Source organism: Dyella agri (assembly GCF_044904705.1).
In the GTDB taxonomy this organism is placed as follows: Bacteria; Pseudomonadota; Gammaproteobacteria; order Xanthomonadales; family Rhodanobacteraceae; genus Rhodanobacter_A; species Rhodanobacter_A agri.
The window spans coordinates 724095-739825 of the sequence record NZ_JADIKL010000002.1 but is presented as its reverse complement, the minus strand read 5'-3'; the positions used below and the strand labels follow the sequence as shown (position 1 = coordinate 739825).

At 67.3% G+C, this 15731-nt stretch carries 16 protein-coding genes; 9 read left to right on the top strand and 7 right to left on the bottom strand.

Annotation, left to right across the window (positions count from 1 at the left end):
• Positions 1-108 precede the first annotated feature (108 nt).
• Positions 109-1830 carry a DEAD/DEAH box helicase gene (locus ISP14_RS05800; protein ID WP_404537040.1) on the bottom strand — a complete coding sequence of 574 codons (1722 nt, stop codon included), beginning with the start codon at positions 1828-1830 and terminating at the stop codon, positions 109-111.
• A 429-nt stretch (positions 1831-2259) separates the two neighbouring features.
• Between ISP14_RS05800 and trxA the strand changes: the two genes are divergently transcribed.
• The 4 genes from trxA (at position 2260) to ISP14_RS05780 (ending at position 6226) form a co-directional block, all read left to right on the top strand.
• Complete coding sequence (gene trxA, locus ISP14_RS05795) at positions 2260-2586, top strand: thioredoxin TrxA (protein ID WP_449757833.1); 327 nt, start codon at positions 2260-2262, stop codon at positions 2584-2586.
• Positions 2587-2744: 158 nt separating this feature from the next.
• A complete protein-coding gene (rho, locus tag ISP14_RS05790) occupies positions 2745-4466 on the top strand; it encodes a transcription termination factor Rho (RefSeq protein WP_404537037.1) in 1722 nt (573 codons plus the stop codon).
• A 120-nt stretch (positions 4467-4586) separates the two neighbouring features.
• Positions 4587-4733, top strand: a complete 147-nt coding sequence (locus ISP14_RS05785) for a hypothetical protein (RefSeq protein ID WP_404537035.1) — start codon at positions 4587-4589, stop codon at positions 4731-4733.
• Between the two features lie 125 nt (positions 4734-4858).
• Positions 4859-6226, top strand: a complete 1368-nt coding sequence (locus tag ISP14_RS05780) for a glutamate--cysteine ligase (RefSeq protein WP_404537033.1) — start codon at positions 4859-4861, stop codon at positions 6224-6226.
• Between the two features lie 73 nt (positions 6227-6299).
• Here ISP14_RS05780 and ISP14_RS05775 read toward each other — a convergent pair whose 3' ends face one another.
• The 5 genes from ISP14_RS05775 to ISP14_RS05755 form a co-directional block, all read right to left on the bottom strand.
• Positions 6300-6683 carry a hypothetical protein gene (locus tag ISP14_RS05775; protein ID WP_404537031.1) on the bottom strand — a complete coding sequence of 128 codons (384 nt, stop codon included), beginning with the start codon at positions 6681-6683 and terminating at the stop codon, positions 6300-6302.
• A gap of 134 nt (positions 6684-6817) precedes the next feature.
• Positions 6818-9037 (bottom strand): peptidyl-dipeptidase Dcp, encoded by a 2220-nt coding sequence (gene dcp, locus ISP14_RS05770; RefSeq protein ID WP_404537029.1) that lies wholly within the window; start codon positions 9035-9037, stop codon positions 6818-6820.
• A gap of 127 nt (positions 9038-9164) precedes the next feature.
• Positions 9165-9515 (bottom strand): TIR domain-containing protein, encoded by a 351-nt coding sequence (locus ISP14_RS05765; protein ID WP_404537027.1) that lies wholly within the window; start codon positions 9513-9515, stop codon positions 9165-9167.
• Between the two features lie 58 nt (positions 9516-9573).
• Entirely contained in the window at positions 9574-10254 is a 681-nt protein-coding gene (gene bioD, locus ISP14_RS05760; protein ID WP_404537025.1) for a dethiobiotin synthase, read from the bottom strand.
• Entirely contained in the window at positions 10251-10931 is a 681-nt protein-coding gene (locus tag ISP14_RS05755) for a TMEM175 family protein (RefSeq protein WP_404537023.1), read from the bottom strand. The genes bioD and ISP14_RS05755 overlap by 4 nt, the downstream gene beginning before the upstream one ends.
• 59 nt (positions 10932-10990) lie before the next feature.
• Between ISP14_RS05755 and ISP14_RS05750 the strand changes: the two genes are divergently transcribed.
• A complete protein-coding gene (locus tag ISP14_RS05750; RefSeq protein WP_404537021.1) occupies positions 10991-11482 on the top strand; it encodes a GAF domain-containing protein in 492 nt (163 codons plus the stop codon).
• 49 nt (positions 11483-11531) lie between these two features.
• Here ISP14_RS05750 and yihA read toward each other — a convergent pair whose 3' ends face one another.
• Positions 11532-12164: a ribosome biogenesis GTP-binding protein YihA/YsxC gene (yihA, locus tag ISP14_RS05745; RefSeq protein ID WP_404537141.1), complete on the bottom strand. Its 633-nt coding sequence runs from the start codon at positions 12162-12164 to the stop codon at positions 11532-11534.
• Positions 12165-12271: 107 nt separating this feature from the next.
• Between yihA and ISP14_RS05740 the strand changes: the two genes are divergently transcribed.
• The 4 genes from ISP14_RS05740 to ISP14_RS05725 all read left to right on the top strand — a co-directional run bounded on the left by ISP14_RS05740 (position 12272) and on the right by ISP14_RS05725 (position 15679).
• Positions 12272-13048 (top strand): c-type cytochrome, encoded by a 777-nt coding sequence (locus ISP14_RS05740; RefSeq protein ID WP_404537020.1) that lies wholly within the window; start codon positions 12272-12274, stop codon positions 13046-13048.
• Between the two features lie 70 nt (positions 13049-13118).
• Positions 13119-14024: a thiol:disulfide interchange protein DsbA/DsbL gene (locus ISP14_RS05735; RefSeq protein ID WP_404537018.1), complete on the top strand. Its 906-nt coding sequence runs from the start codon at positions 13119-13121 to the stop codon at positions 14022-14024.
• A gap of 46 nt (positions 14025-14070) precedes the next feature.
• Positions 14071-14967: a thiol:disulfide interchange protein DsbA/DsbL gene (locus tag ISP14_RS05730; protein WP_404537016.1), complete on the top strand. Its 897-nt coding sequence runs from the start codon at positions 14071-14073 to the stop codon at positions 14965-14967.
• A gap of 46 nt (positions 14968-15013) precedes the next feature.
• Complete coding sequence (locus tag ISP14_RS05725) at positions 15014-15679, top strand: thiol:disulfide interchange protein DsbA/DsbL (RefSeq protein WP_404537014.1); 666 nt, start codon at positions 15014-15016, stop codon at positions 15677-15679.
• Positions 15680-15731: the final 52 nt, after the last annotated feature.

Sequence of the window (15731 nt, the reverse complement as noted above, 5' to 3'; positions counted from 1 at the left end):
CCCCGCCAGCCTGCCGTATCAAGCAGCAAGGATACGGTATGCGAGACGCAAGATCGCCATCGCTCGGAGCAGTCGGTGCCGCCGGTTCAGCGCCGGCGGCCATCCCGCTCAGCGGCCGGTGAACAAGCGGGTCAGCCGGCGGAACAAGCTGGGCTTGTTCGCATGCGGATGCTCGCCGGTAGTGGCCGCTACCTGCCGCGAAGGACGGCCGGAAACCGCCGCGGCCTCGGCCGGTGCACGCTCGCGCGGCGCGCGACGCTCGCCGCGCGGCGGCCGGCCAGCCTCGGCCGGCGCTGCCTGCGGCTTGCCCTGTGCGGCGTTCGCCGTTGCCTCGCCGCCCTCGCGGCGGCGGTTGCGGCCACCGCGCCGGCGCCGGCGCTTGTGCTCGCCCTCGGCGGCCACAACGGTAGCCTGGCCATCCTGTGCCGCCACGGCAGGCGCGGCGACTTCCGCCGCCGCCGTTTCGGTGCGCGGCGTGCGTGGCGGCCGCGACTCGTGTGTGCGGCGCTCGCGCGGCGCGCGTTCGCCGTCACGGCCGCCGCGGCGCGAACGCCCACCCTTCTTGTCGTCGTGCCGCGGCTCCACGTGGTCGCCGAACGCGGCGCTGTCGGCGGCGGCATTCGCGGCGAACTCGGGATCGACATCGCGCGGCTTCGGCATCACCAGCAGTTCCGGCTCGATGGTCGCCACCGGGATGGCCTGGCCAATGTAGCTCTCGATGTCCGGCAGGCTCATCGCGTACAGGTCGCAGGCGAAGCTGACCGCGTCGCCCTCGGCACCAAGGCGCGCGGTGCGTCCGATGCGGTGCACGTAGTCCTCGGCGTCCTGTGGCAGGTCGTAGTTGAAGACGTGGCTGACCGCCGGGATGTGCAGGCCGCGCGCGGCCACGTCGGTGGCGACCAGGATGTCGAGCTGACCGTCCTGGAAGCGCTGCAGCAGTTTCTGGCGCTTGAGCTGGGGCACGTCGCCCGAAATCGCGCCGACGCGACAGCCGTGGCGCTTGACCCGCTCGGTGACGCGCTCGGCGGCGGCCTTGGTGTTGACGAAGATGATGCTGCGGCTGGGCTGGTGCTTGTCGATCAGGTTGAGCAGCAACGGCAGCTTCTCTTCCTTGGCCGGGAAGTAGACCACCTGGCGCACCTTGTCGGCGGTGACGTTGTCGCTCTCCACCACCAGCTTCTCGGCCTCGTGCATGTGCTCGTAGGCCAGTTCCAGCACGCGATGGCTCAGCGTGGCGGAGAACAGCAGCACCTGACGCTGTTCGCGCGCCGGCAGGCGGCGGAAGATGAAGCGCACGTCCTTGATGAAGCCGAGGTCGAACATACGGTCCGCCTCGTCGATCACCATCACCTCGACGCCGTTGAAGCCGAACACCTGCTGCTTGTAGTAGTCGAGCAGGCGGCCGGGGGTGGCGATGATGATGTCGCAGCCGTCGTGCAGCTGCTGGCGCTGCTTGTCGTAATCCACGCCGCCGTAGATCAGCGCGGTCTTGAGGCCGGTGTGGCGGCCGATGTTGCGCGCATCCTTGTCGATCTGGATAGCCAGTTCGCGGGTGGGCGCGATCACCAGCGCGCGCGGATCGCTGTCCTTGCGCTCGGCCACGGCGGGCGTGGTGAGCAGGCGGTTCATCAGCGCGACCAGGAAGGCGCAGGTCTTGCCGGTACCGGTCTGCGCCTGGCCGGCGACGTCGCGGCCGGACAGCGCCACCGGCAGGGTCAGCTCCTGGATCGGCGTGCAGCGGGTGAAGCCGGCTTCGGCCAGGCCTTGCTGCAGCAGGGGATGAAGTTCGAAGTTGGTGAAGAAGGTATCGGTGAGTACGGTTTGGGACATGGAAGGAAAAGCCAGTGGGGTGCGGGCACAGGCGTCAGGGCCGGCCCGGCTCCACCGCCCGTGGCGGCATGGAGCGAGTGGATGAGCGGCGCGTGGCGGCATGCAGCGCACAGCAGGCGGGTCGGGCTCGCCTGCCGGCGCTCCGGGGCCGCACAGGGCGCCGGAAACGATGGCGGCGCAACCGGCAGTCCCGCTGGCATAGGCGAGGCGGCTCCCTGCAAGCCGCCTCGCCTATGTCAACGGAACCGTCCGTTGCCGCCCTTGAATCGCTTGAATCGCGCCCCGAGTTACGTTGCAATGAGGCCCCGGGCCGCAATGGCCAAAGCCCCTCTTTCCCGGTTCGACCCGCGCTTCATGGGCGCCCCAGTGTAGCCGATGCTGGCCGCGTGGTCGTCAAACCTTCCTTCCACCCGTCTTTCGGAGACCCCGGTGAGCGACCTGATTACCCATGTGAGCGACGACGCCTTCGAGCAGGAAGTGCTGAAGTCCGATACCCCCGTGCTGCTGGACTTCTGGGCCGAATGGTGCGGCCCGTGCAAGGCCATCGCACCGATCCTCGACGAGCTGGCCGGCCAGTACCAGGGCAAGCTGCGCGTCGTGAAGATCAACATCGACCACAACCAGAAGACCCCCCGCACCTACGGCGTGCGCGGCATCCCCACCCTGATGGTGTTCAAGAACGGCAAGGTCGAGGCCACCCAGATCGGTGCCGTCAGCAAGGGCCAGCTGGCCCAGATGATCGAAAAAGCGATCTGATCGCCGGTTTATCGCCCGCCGCGTGCTTTACGGCCACACGCGGCGGGTGCTAGATTCCCCTCCGCGTCCGTCGGGATCCTCTTGGTCCCCCTGCGCCTGTCTAGCGCGACGCACATCCTTCCCTCCTGTTTTCCAACGGCGCCCCGCGAGGATTGCCCGTGTCCGATACCGATAGCACCACTCCGAACGACGCCGGCGGCGCCGAGAGCTCGCCCGAGTCGCGTCCGCGCGCACCGCGCCGCCAGTCGTCCCGCGGCGCCAAGCCGGCTGCCGGCGAAACGGCGGCCGAGACCAGCGCCGCCCCAGCCGCCCCGCCGGCACCAAGCTTCGAGGCCCCTGCGCCGACAGCGCCCGCCGCACCTGCAGGCGAGTCCAGCGCCCCGGCGGCGGAAGCGCGCGAACCCGGCCAGCCGCAGAACCCGCAGGGACAGGGCCAGAACAACGGCAACCGCAACGACCGCGAAGGCCGCGGCCGGCGCCGCCGCCACGAACGCAACCAGCAGCGCCAGCAAGGCAGCGGTGGTGGCGGTGGTGGTGGCAACCCCAACCCGCGCCACAACAATCCGCACGGCCTGCCGGTGGATGACGACAACGCCGATCCGGGCAGCGACGACCGCCTGATCAACCTCACCGAACTCAAGCGGATGAAGGCGCCGCAGCTGCTGGCCTTCGCCGAGTCGCTGGGCATCCGCGAGGGCGTGGCGCGTGCGCGCCGCCAGGATGTGATCTTCTCGATCCTGAAGGCGCACGCGCGCTCGGGCGGCGGCATCTGGGCCGAAGGCGTGCTGGAGATCCTGCAGGACGGCTTTGGCTTCCTGCGCTCCGCCGACGAGAGCTACCTGGCCGGCCCCGACGACATCTACGTCAGCCCCAGCCAGATCCGCCGCTTCAACCTGCGCACCGGCGACTACATCACCGGACGCGTGCGCCATCCCAAGGAAGGCGAGCGCTATTTCGCGATGCTGCGCGTGGACGACATCAACGGCGATCCGCCGGAGGCGTCCAAGAACAAGATGCTGTTCGAGAACCTCACCCCGCTGTTCCCGCGCAAGGCCTTCAAGCTGGAGCGCGGCAACGGTTCGAGCGAGGACATCACCGGCCGCATCCTCGACCTGGTCGCGCCGATCGGCCGCGGCCAGCGCGGTCTCATCGTCTCGCAGCCGAAGTCCGGCAAGACGATGATGCTGCAAAACATCGCCCAGGCGATCCAGTACAACCACCCCGACGCCCACCTGATCATCTTGCTGGTGGACGAGCGCCCGGAGGAAGTGACCGAGATCGCCCGCACCGTACGCGCCGAGGTGATCAGCTCCACCTTCGACGAACCTGCCGTGCGCCACGTGCAGGTGGCCGAGATGGTGATCGAGCGGGCCAAGCGCCTGGTCGAGCACAAGCGCGACGTGATCATCCTGCTCGACTCGATCACCCGCCTCGCCCGCGCCTACAACACCGTGGTGCCCAGCTCCGGCAAGGTGCTCACCGGCGGCGTGGACGCCAACGCCTTGCAGCGCCCGAAGCGCTTCTTCGGCGCCGCGCGCAACGTGGAGGAAGGCGGCAGCCTCACCATCATCGCCACCGCGCTGATCGACACCGGCAGCAAGATGGACGAGGTGATCTACGAGGAGTTCAAGGGCACCGGCAACATGGAAGTGCACCTGTCCCGCCGCATCTCCGAGAAGCGCGTCTACCCCGCCATCGACATCAACCGCTCCGGCACCCGCCGCGAGGACCTGCTGATCGAGCCGGACATGCTGGCCAAGATCTGGATCCTGCGGAAGCTGCTGCACCCGATGGACGAGCTGGCCGCGATGGAGTTCATGCTCGACAAGATGAAGAACACCAAGTCCAACGACGAGTTCTTCAATTCGATGAAGCGCTGAGGGTCCGCCTCACCGCCAGCATCAGCGACAAGGCCGGCCATGTGCCGGCCTTGTCGTTTCCGCTTGCCGGAGCCCGCGCCCGGCTCCGTGCTTGCGGCGCCTGATGCGGGGAAACACGGAATGCTTGCTCGTCTCGCCCTGATCGCCTGCGCTCTGCGTGTTGCAGCCCGCTACCGCCGCGGAGCCAGCGCCCGCCGCCAACACCTGCCGGATGCGCTGGTACAGCGCCTGACCTGCCACGCACCGACTACCGCCGCCGTCCCCTGACGGACCTTGCGCGGCATAGCGGAGGGAGCCACCTATACCGCCCCGTACAAAAATTTTCCGTCAACCCCTTTTCGCGGTCACACAACGCCTCCATAGTCGGTGCCTCACCCTGCGAGGTCGCGCCCGTGTCCATACCCAGTGCCGTCAAGAGCACCCCGATCGCCGGTCGCCAGCAGCTCGTCGACTACCTCGCCGCCGGCGAGAAGCCGCGCGAAGCCTGGCGCATCGGCACCGAGCACGAGAAGTTCGGCTTCCGCACCGACGACCTGAAACCGCCACCGTTCGAAGGCGAGCGCGGCATCCGCGCGCTGCTCGAAGGCATTGCCGCCCGCCATGGCTGGGATATCGCCCGCGAAGGCGAGACGCCGGTAGCGCTGACCCGCGGCAAGGCCAACATCACGCTGGAGCCCGCCGGCCAGCTGGAACTCTCCGGCGCGCCGCTGGAAACCATCCACCAGACCTGTTGCGAGGTGAACAGCCACCTCGATGAAGTCCGTTCGGTGGCCGATGGCCTGGGCCTCGGCTTCCTCGGCATGGGTTTCCAGCCGAAGTGGCGCCGCGACGAGATGCCGTGGATGCCCAAGGGCCGCTACAAGATCATGCGCGAGTACATGCCCAAGGTCGGCCAGCTCGGCCTGGACATGATGACGCGCACCTGCACCGTGCAGGTGAACCTGGATTTTTCCAGCGAAGCGGACATGGTGAAGAAGTTCCGCACCAGCCTCGCACTGCAGCCCATCGCCACCGCGCTGTTCGCCGACTCGCCGTTTGCCGACGGCAAGCCGAACGGCTACCTGTCCTACCGCTCGCACATCTGGACCGACACCGACCGCGACCGCACCGGCATGCTGGACTTCGTGTTCGAGGACGGTTTCGGCTACGAGCGCTACGTCGACTACATCCTCGACGTGCCGATGTACTTCAGCTACCAGGACGGCAAGTACATCGACCTTGCCGGCCAGGATTTCAAACGCTTCCTCGCTGGCGAATTGCCCGCGCTGCCCGGCGCGAAAGCCACCATGAAGGACTGGGCCGACCATCTCACCACCGCTTTCCCCGAGGTGCGCCTGAAGCAGTACCTGGAAATGCGTGGCGCCGACGGCGGCCCGTGGAACCGCCTGTGCGCCCTGCCCGCGCTATGGGTGGGCCTGCTCTACGACGACGAGGCGCTGGATGCCGCCTGGGACTTGGTCAAGGATTTCACCCGCGAGGAACGCCACGCCCTGCGTGACGGCGTGCCGAAGCAGGCACTGAAGCTGCCGTTCCGCCACGGCAGCGTGCGCGAGCTCGCCAACGAGACGCTGAAGATCGCCGCCCACGGCCTTGCGCGCCGCGGCAAGCTCAACCGCAACGGCGCCGACGAACGCATCTACCTCGAACCGCTAATCGAGATCGTCGGAGCCAACCAGACCCCGGCCGAGCGCAAGCTGGAGCTGTTCCATGGCGCCTGGGGCGGCAGCGTGGACCCGGCGTTCCGCGAGTTCGCCTACTAGGCAGCCACGCAACGAAAATGGGTCGGCATGTCTGCCGACCCATTCGAAACAGCCAGCTGCGTTCGATCAACGATCAACCGTCGCCGACGCTACCGTTGCAGACGGCATTGGCCGACGCATCGCCGAGGTAGGCTCCGTTCGCGTCGGACACGCTGACGTGCATGGTGATGCGGTCCGAGTACGGTTGCAGGCACTGGAACCGGCAGCTCCCGCTGTGCTGCAGGAGCTTGCCGTTGCAACTGAACGGCGCCGCCAGATGCGCGATGCCGCTGAAGGACCAGTTGTAGGTGAACGGCAAGGGCGAACCGGGGCTGGTCACCGTTGCCTGACATATGTTGGTGCCGCATGAAAGCGCGACGCCAGTCTGCGATTGGGCATGTGCCTTCGGTATCACACCGAACGTTGCAACAGCCCCTGTAGCGACAATTGACAGCAGTAAAAACGGCAGCTTTTGCATGACTTTCTCCTTAAGTGGATGCAACTGCGATGTTCCGTTCAACCTTCCTGCAATTGACAGCTGCGTGTTGCCCAGCTGCCAGACCCCGGGCGGCGCACCCGTAACGGCGTGCGTGCCCGGAGAGGCGCCTTGCTTCACTTCTTCGGCGCATCCTTCAAGCCGCGGTCGATCAGCATCGGTTCGATGCTCGGATCCTGTCCGCGCCAATCCTTGTACATCCTTGCCAGTTCCTCGCTGTTGCCGCGCGAAAGCACCATGCCGCGGAAGCGGTCGCCATTCTCGCGGGTCAGCTCGCCGTGTCCCTTGAACCACTCGAACGCATCGTCGGCGAGCATCTGCGTCCACAGGTAGGCGTAGTAGCCGGCCGAATAGCCGTTGCTCCAGATATGCAGGAAGTAGCTGGAGCGATAGCGCGGCGGCACGTAGCTCAAGTCGACGCCGTCCTTCTTCAGCGCGGCGGCCTCGAACGTGTCGGCGTCCTGCTTGGATGCATCGGCGCCCAGCATGTGCCAGTTCATGTCGAGCATGGCGGCGGCCACCAGCTCGGTCATGTCATAGCCCTTGTTGAACGTGCCGGCCTTCTTCATCTTGTCGACCAGCGCCTGCGGCATCGGCTCGCCGGTCTTGTAGTTCTTCGCGTAATTCGCGAACACCTTGGCGTTGGTTGCCCAGTGCTCGTTGAACTGCGACGGGAATTCGACGAAGTCACGCGCGGTCTGGGTACCGGACAGGCTCGGGTACTGCCCGTCGGCGAACAGGCCGTGCAAGCCGTGGCCGAACTCGTGGAACATGGTGACCACGTCGTCGAACGACAGCAGCGCCGGCTGGCCCGCTGCAGGCTTGGTGAAGTTGGCGACGTTGTAGATCACCGGCTTGGTGCCGAGCAGCTTCGACTGCTGGACGAAGTTGTCCATCCAGGCGCCGCCGTTCTTGTTGTCGCGCTTGAAGTAGTCGCAGTAGAACAACGCAAGCGACTTGCCGTCCTTGTCGAACACCTCGAACACGCGCACGTCCGGGTTGTACACCGGGATGTCGTGGCGCTCCTTGAAGGTGAGGCCGTAAAGCTGGTTGGCGGCGTAGAACACGCCGTTCTGCAGCACATTGTCCAGCTCGAAGTAGGGCTTGATCTGGCTCTCGTCCAGGTCGTATTTGGCCTTGCGCACCTGCTCGGCGTAGTACTGCCAGTCCCACGGCTCCAGTTTGAACGTGGGCTGGTTGAGCGCCTTCTGGTCCTTGTCGATCTGCGCCTGGATGTCGGCGGCCTCCTGCTTGGCGCGGGCCACCGCGGCAGGCGCCAGCTTGCCCATGAACCCCATCACCGCTTCCGGCGTCTTCGCCATCTGGTCCTGCAGCGTCCACGCGGCATAGTTCGGGAAACCGAGCAGCTTGGCTTCCTGCGCGCGGATCTGCGCGAGCTGCTCGATGATGTCGCGGGTGTCGTCGGCATTGCCCCGTTCGGCGCGGTTCCACGAAGCCTCGTACAGCGCCTTGCGGGTGGCGCGGTCCTTGAGGCTCTGCAGCGCCGGCTGCTGGGTGGTGTTCTGCAGCGTGATCACCCACTTGCCGTCCAGCTTGCGATCCTTGGCGGCCTGCGCGGCGGCGGCGATGTCCTCGTCGGAGAGACCATCCAGCTTGGCCTTGTCGTCGATGACCAGCGCGCCATCCTTCGCGGCGGCGAGCAGCTTGTTGTTGAACTGCGCTTCCAGCGTGGACTCCTGCTGGTTGAGCGCCTTCAGCTTGGTCTTGTCGGCGTCGGACAGCTTGGCGCCGTGCTGGACGAAGTTGCGATAGGTCACCTCGACCAGGCGCAGCGACTCCGGATCGAGCTTGAGCGTGGCGCGCTCGTCATAGACCTTCTGGATGCGCGCGAACAGCTTGCCATCGAGGTACTTGGCATCGTCGTGCGCCGCCTGTTTGGGCGCTTCCTCTTCCTGCACCTTCTGCAGCGCGTCGTTGGTGTTGGCCGCGGTGACGCCGTTGAAGACCGCCATCACCCGGCTGAGCAGCGCGCCGGATTTCTCCAGCGCCACGTAGGTGTTCTCGAACGAGGGAGCCTCCGGGTTATCGGCGATCTTCTGCCACTCGGCGAGCTGTTCCTGCATGCCCTTCTCGATCGCCGGCTGGTAGTCGCCATCCTTGATCTTGTCGAACGGCGGCGCCTGGAACGGCAGCGTGCTGGCGGCGAAGAACGGATTGGCGGCGTTCGCGTCGGCCACCGGCGCGGCGGCGCTGCCCGGCTTGGCCGGCGCGGTGGAAGCCGGCGCCGGCGCGGACTTGCCGGCCTCGTTCGAACCTTGCGAACAGGCTGCGAGGGCAATGCTGGTGGCGACGACGATCATGCGTAGACGGAACATGCGGTATTCCCGGTCGGGGCGCCCTGGACGGGCGGAAAGAATCGGCAGCCGCCGACTCTAATGACACCGGACCGGTTTTTGCCAGCGGCAGCGCAGCGAAACTCCGCGTGCCGCCGGTGCATGGACATCACGCAGGGCGCACGTCGCGCAACTGCCACGCCGCGCCGATCAGCCAGTTCAGGCGTTGCCGCAACAGGCTCATCGGCAGGCTGGTCAGCACGTCCACCTCGACATGCAGGTCGGCCACCCGTGCGCGCACTTGCGCCTGCGCGTCGGTGGCGCCCAGCGCGGCATCCACCTCGTCCGGCTCCGCTTGCTGTGCCCGCCAGCGCTCGAACAGCAGCGGGGTGCGCAGCGCCTCCTCCAGCGCGGCCGCGAAATCGCCGGGGCCGGCGCCGTTCCAGCTCAGCGCGGCATCGCCGCCGCGCGCATGGGCCAGATCGGCGATGGAAAGGTAGTAGTGGTTGCGGCTGGTCATGGCTTCTCCCTGCGAGTAATCGCCAGCATGCGTACAGGCCGGCATGCCGGATGTGAATTCAACCAATCAGTACGGCCAGATTGAGTCCCGCGGCCGCCCGCGCCGGCGCCACGCCATGCGGCAGCACGCCAAGACAGGGCGCGGGCAGCAGTTCATGCAGGGTGGCGAGGTTCTCCTCCACCGCCTCCATGGCTGGATCGATGCGGTTGCCGATCCAACCCGCCAGCCGGCAGCCATCGGCCAGGATCGCCTCGGCGCTCAGCACCGCATGGCTCAGACATCCCAGGCGCAGCCCCACCACCAGGATCACCGGCAAGCCCCACTGCCTGGGGATCTCCGAGGCAAACAGCCCCGGCGCCAGCGGCACGCGCCAGCCGCCCACGCCTTCCACCACCACTGCGTCGTGCCCGGCGCACAACGCGTCGAAAGCGGCACGCAGAGGCGGCAAGGCGATCGTCGCGCCCTCGTGCGCCGCGGCCAGATGCGGCGACAGCGGCTCGCGCAGCGCCACCGGATTGCTCAGCGTGTAAGGCGGCAGCGGCGTGCTGCTGGCCGCCCGCAGCGCCAGCGCATCCTCGTTCTGCCAGCCGTGTGTCGTCTCGATGCAGCCACTGGCCACCGGCTTCATGCCAGTGCTGTGCAGGCCGCTCGCGCGCAGCGCGTGCAGCAGCGCGCAACTGGCGTGGGTCTTGCCGATGCCGGTATCGGTGCCGGCGACGAACACGAACAATGGGCTCATTCCACGCCGTGCCTCCGGCGGAAGTTATTCATCACAGGCCAGGTCAGGATCATCAGAAAATACGCAAACCCCGGCAGGCCCCACCACCCGCCCGACGCCGACAACGGCAGCAGCAGCGCTGTCGCCACGGACAGCATGCCGACCGCCACCGGGATGCTCCACAGCAAGGCTTCTCGTCGCATTTCCAGCGTGCCAGAGCCATCCCGCGCGGCACAACGCGCGGCATGCCGGAACAGCAACACCAGCGTGCCAGCCATGCACGCGAAAGACAGGCCGTAGCAGACGAACAAAGTACGCATGTCCGCCGGGCCGTGCGCTTGGAATGCGCTGGGGAACCATGGGCTGAGACCGTTGAACACGCTGGCGAACACCATGTGCAAGGGGTAGACGAAGATCAGCGCGAAGAACACCAGCAACAGCGACAACCAGCGCCCCGTGCGGTCGCTGCCCATGCACAAGCGGCGCCAGCGCACGTGGCCGTACCAGAACATGGTGATCTGGGCGAAGCAGGCAGCAAACGCCGGAACCCCGCCCAGCACTTCCATCAGCTTTGCGGTGCTGTTCGGCACCGCGTCGCCTCCGATCACCAGCAAGGTCAGCGTGAACGCGAACGCGCCGTCCACGAACATGTCCAGCCGCCCCGCCTCGATGCCTTCGCGATGCTCGATCAGGCTCATGCGCATTCCTCCCTATGGCGACACGCGCATAATACGGGCTTTGCCGGCGGACCCAAGCCATGTTCGAACTGAATACGCAGGCCTACGCGGACAAGCGCGGGCACTACGCCGATCTCGTGCAGCAGGCCCGTGGCCTGCTCGCCGGCGAACGCGACCTGGTCGCGAACGCGGCGAACTTCTCCGCGCTGGTGTTCCACAGCCTGCCAGGGCTCAACTGGTGCGGCTTCTACCTGTACGACGGCAACGAACTCGTGGTCGGCCCGTTCCAGGGCAAGCCCGCCTGCATCCGCATCGCGCTGGGCAAGGGCGTATGCGGCACTGCCGCGCAGACGCGGCAGACGCAGGTAGTGCGCGACGTCAACGCCTTCGAGGGCCACATCGCCTGCGACGCCGCCTCGCAGTCGGAGATCGTGGTGCCGCTGGTGAAGGCCGACGGCAGCCTGCTCGGCGTATGGGACGTGGACAGCCCGCACGTGGCGCGCTTCGACGACGACGACCGCGCCGGCATGGAGGCGCTGTGCGCGGTGTTCATGGCGAATCTCGCGACCTGAACCACCTTTTCCGCCCCGGCTGCGACGATCTGCCGCTGCGGCAAAATCGTCACTCGCGCGGCGTGCGCAACAGCTCCGCCACCCGCGCCCGCGCCTCGTCCACGCCGGTACCGGCCGGCGAGGAAAACACCTGCGCGGTAGCGTGCAGGCCATCGGGAAAGCTCTTGCGCATCGCCGCCAGCGCCTGCGCGGCCTGATTGCGCGAGAGCTTGTCGGCCTTGGTCAGCAGCAAGTGGCAAGGCAAGCCGGTGGCGAAGCAGAAGTCCAGCATCATCCGGTCGAACTCCTTCAGCGGATGGCGGATGTCGGCGATCAGCACCACACCGCGCAGGCTCTGCCGGTGGTGCAGATACGCGTCGATTTCCTGCTTCCAGTGCGCGCGCAGCTCCTCCGGCACCTTGGCGTAGCCGTAGCCGGGCAGGTCGATCAGGCGAGCTGTGAGCGGCGGCACGCCCTCGCCCTGCGCCAACGGCGGCAGTGCGAACGCGACCATCTGTTGGGTGCGGCCGGGCGTCTTGGAAGTGCGCGCCAGCCCCTTGTGGCCGGCGAGCGCGTTGAGCGCGCTGGACTTGCCGGCATTGGAACGGCCCGCGAACGCCACCTCGGCACCGAGATCCGGCGGCAGCTGGTTGACGCGGTGGGCGGCGAGCACGAATTGCGCGCCGTGGAGTGGGTTGGGCATGGTTTGACCGGAGTGCGAAGGCATGGGGATAATCCGATGGTTTCTGCCCGTGGCGCCGATACCGACCGGCGTTGGCAGCCTTCGACAGTTTCTGGGAGGGGAAGTGTATGGGTTTTCGGTTCGCAGGTTTTCGACCCGCCGTGTTCAGCTCTGCCGCAGTCCTGATCTTCGCCATGGCTGCGGGTACGGCGATAGCGCAGGATGCCGCCAAGTCGACGGCCGAGCCGGCCAAGGCCGCCACGGCTGCCCAGCCTGCTGCTGCGCCGGCTACTGCCGAAGCGGCGGCGAAGCCCGGCGATGCCGCCGCGGGCCAGGGCAAGGCCGCCGCCTGCGGCGCCTGCCACGGCATGGACGGCAACTCCACCGATCCGCAATACCCCAAGCTGGCCGGCCAGAGTGAGCAGTACATCGTCCACCAGCTCGAAAACTTCAAGAGCAGCAAGCGCCAGAACCCGATCATGCTGGGCATGGCCACGCCGCTGTCCGAGCAGGACATGCACGATGTCGGCGCCTACTTCGCCAGCAAGACCGCGCTGCCCGGCGTGGCCGACCAGGCCCTGGTCGAGCACGGCCAGCAGCTGTTCCGCGAGGGTGACGTCAAGCGCGGCATTCCCGCCTGCATGGCCTGCCACAGCATCGATGGCCGCGGCAATCCCGGCGCGATGTACCCGCAGCTGGAGAGCCAGCACGCGCAGTACATCCAGGCCACGCTGAAGGCCTGGCACGACGGCACCAGCTGGGGCACCGACGCGCACTCGCAGGTCATGCCGGCCATCGCGCAGAAGCTGAGCACGGATGACATCGCCGCGCTGGCCAGCTACGTCGAAGGCCTGCATCCCGCCACGGCAGAGGACCTGCCGAAGCCGGCCGCCGCCACGCCCTGATCCCTACCGGATGCGCCGGCGGCACGCCGTCGCATCCGCGTCCCGCGTAATCGCACTACCGAGGTAACCCATGTTGAAGCGTCTGCCGATCCTGTGCGCCGCCCTGCTGGCGCTGGCCGCTTGCGGCCACTCCAGCGACAACGGCACTGCTGCGCCGGCCGCACCCGCGACCGCCAGCACCGCCGCGACCACGCCGGCCGCGCCCGCCACCGCCAACGCGCCGGCACCGGCAGCCAGCGCCGCGCCGACCAGCGCAGCCACTGCCGCCGCGGCAAGCACCGCCGCGCCCGCTGCCGCGGCGACGGCGGCAGCCGCAACTCCGGCCGCCGCCTTGCCGTTCGTCGACGACGGCAAGTGGGTCGAAGGCAAGGATTACTTCCGCATCGATCCGGCCCAGCCCAAGGCCGTCAACACTGACAAGATCGAAGTGGTGGAGGTGTTCTCCTACGCCTGCCCGGCCTGCAACTCCTTCCACTCCGCGATGGACCAGATCGAGAAGAGCCTGCCGCCGAACGCCGTGGTGCATTACCTGCCCGCGGCGTTCCGCGCGGACGAAAACTGGCCGGTGTACCAGCGCGCGTTCTACGCCGCCGAGGCACTGGACGTGCGCGCCAAGGCCCATGACGCGTTCTTCGACGCCACCTGGAAGACCGGCGAAACGGCTACCTACAACCTGTCCACCGGCCAGCCCAAGCCCAAGGGCGCCTGGCCCACGATCGAGGACATCGCGAAGTTCTACGCCAAATTCGGCGTGGACCCCAAGGAATTCGCCGCGGTGGCCAACTCCTTCTCGGTCAACACCAAGATGAAGCAGGCCGACGACCTCATCAAGGCCTACGGCGTGCCCGGCACGCCCACCATCGTGGTGGACGGCAAGTACCGCTTCTCGCCTTCCGACGTGCACACCGTGCAGCGTGCGGTCGAACTGACCCAGTGGCTGGTGGCAAAGGAAGCCGCCGCGGGTGCCGGCAAGTAAACCGGCGCCGTCACTCCCGTTCCGCCCCCTGCCCGAGGTAGCACCGATGCTGAAGCGCTTGCCGATTCTGTGTGCTGCCTGGCTGGCACTCGCTGCCTGCGGCCATGCCGGCGACGGTGGCACCGCCGCACCGGCTACGCCTGCACCCGCCAGCACCACACCAGCTACGGCCGCACCCGCGGCCACCAGCACAGCGGCATCGGCGAGCAGCGCTGCGCCGGCCACCACCACTGCCGCCGCGGCCAGTGCCGCCGCGCCTGTCGCCGCGGCCACCGCGGCAGCCGCGACTCCGGGGGCCGCGGTTGTCGCCGACGACAGCAAGTGGGTCGAGGGCAAGGACTATTACCGCATCGACCCGGCCCAGCCCAAGTTCATCCCCACCGACAAGATCGAGGTGGTCGAGGTGTTTTCTTACGCCTGCCCGGCCTGCTGGCAATTCCACGGCACGATGGACCAGATCGAACACGGCCTGCCGTCCGATGCCGTAGTGCATTACCTGCCCTCCTCGATGCGCCCCGACGAAAACTGGGTGGTGTACCAGCGCGCGTACTTCGCCGCCGAGGCGCTGGGCGTGCGCGCCAAGGCGCACGATGCCTTCTACGACGCCACCTGGAAGACCGGCGAGACGTCCACCTACGATCTGTCCAACGGCCAGCCCAAGCCCAAGGGCGCATGGCCCACGATCGAGGACATCGCGAAGTTCTACGCCAAATTCGGCGTGGACCCCAAGGAGTTCATCGCAGTGGCCAATTCCTTCTCGGTCAACACCAAGATGAAGCAGGCCGATGACATGCAGCGGGCCTACGGCGTGAACGAAACGCCCAACATCGTGGTGGACGGCAAGTACCGCGTCTCGCCGCACGACATCGGCAGCACGCAGCGCACGATCGAAGTGATTCAATGGCTGGTGGCGAAGGAAGCCGCCGCGGGTGCCGGCAAGTAAGCCGGCGCCACCTTACCCATCCAGCACCACCTTGCAGAGCATCCCCATGATGAAGCACCTCGCCCGCCTGCGCGCACTGACCCTGATCGCCGGCCTGCTGCTGGCCACCGCCTGCACCGCACAATCCGGCACGCCCGCCCCGTACACCGAGGGCGACCAGTACGTGACCTTGCCCGGCCCGCACCAGCGTTACAGCAGCGAGGGCAAGGTGGAGGTGGTCGAGGTGTTCTCCTACGGCTGCATTCATTGCGCCGAGTTCTCTCCCATCGCGGAGAAGCTGAAGGCGCAGTTGCCCAAGGGCGTGAAGTTCAAACTGGTGCCGGCACCGTTCAGTGCCGAGTGGCTGCCGTTCGCGCGCGCCTACTACGCGGCCGACCAGCTGGGCGTGGTGGATCGCACCCATCTCGAGTTGTTCAAGGAAAAGTTCGCCCAGCACTATCCGATCAATTCGCTGGACGAACTGGCCGACTTCTACGCCCGCCAAGGCGTCGACCGCGCCGAATTCATGCGCCTCGCCAGCTCGGATGCCGCCACCACGAAACTGAAGGCGGACCTGGCGCTGATCCAGCAGTGGGGCGTGGATGGCACGCCCAGCATCGTGATCGACGGCAAGTATCGCGTCGCCCACGTGCAAACGCTGGACGAACTGTCTGCCGTGACGCAGTGGCTGGCCAAGCGCGAGCTGTCCGAAGCGGACAAGAGCGGCAAGTGACCGTCTGACCGTCCCCGCGCGGGCGTTCACGTCCGGCGCGGCCTGCTGCGTG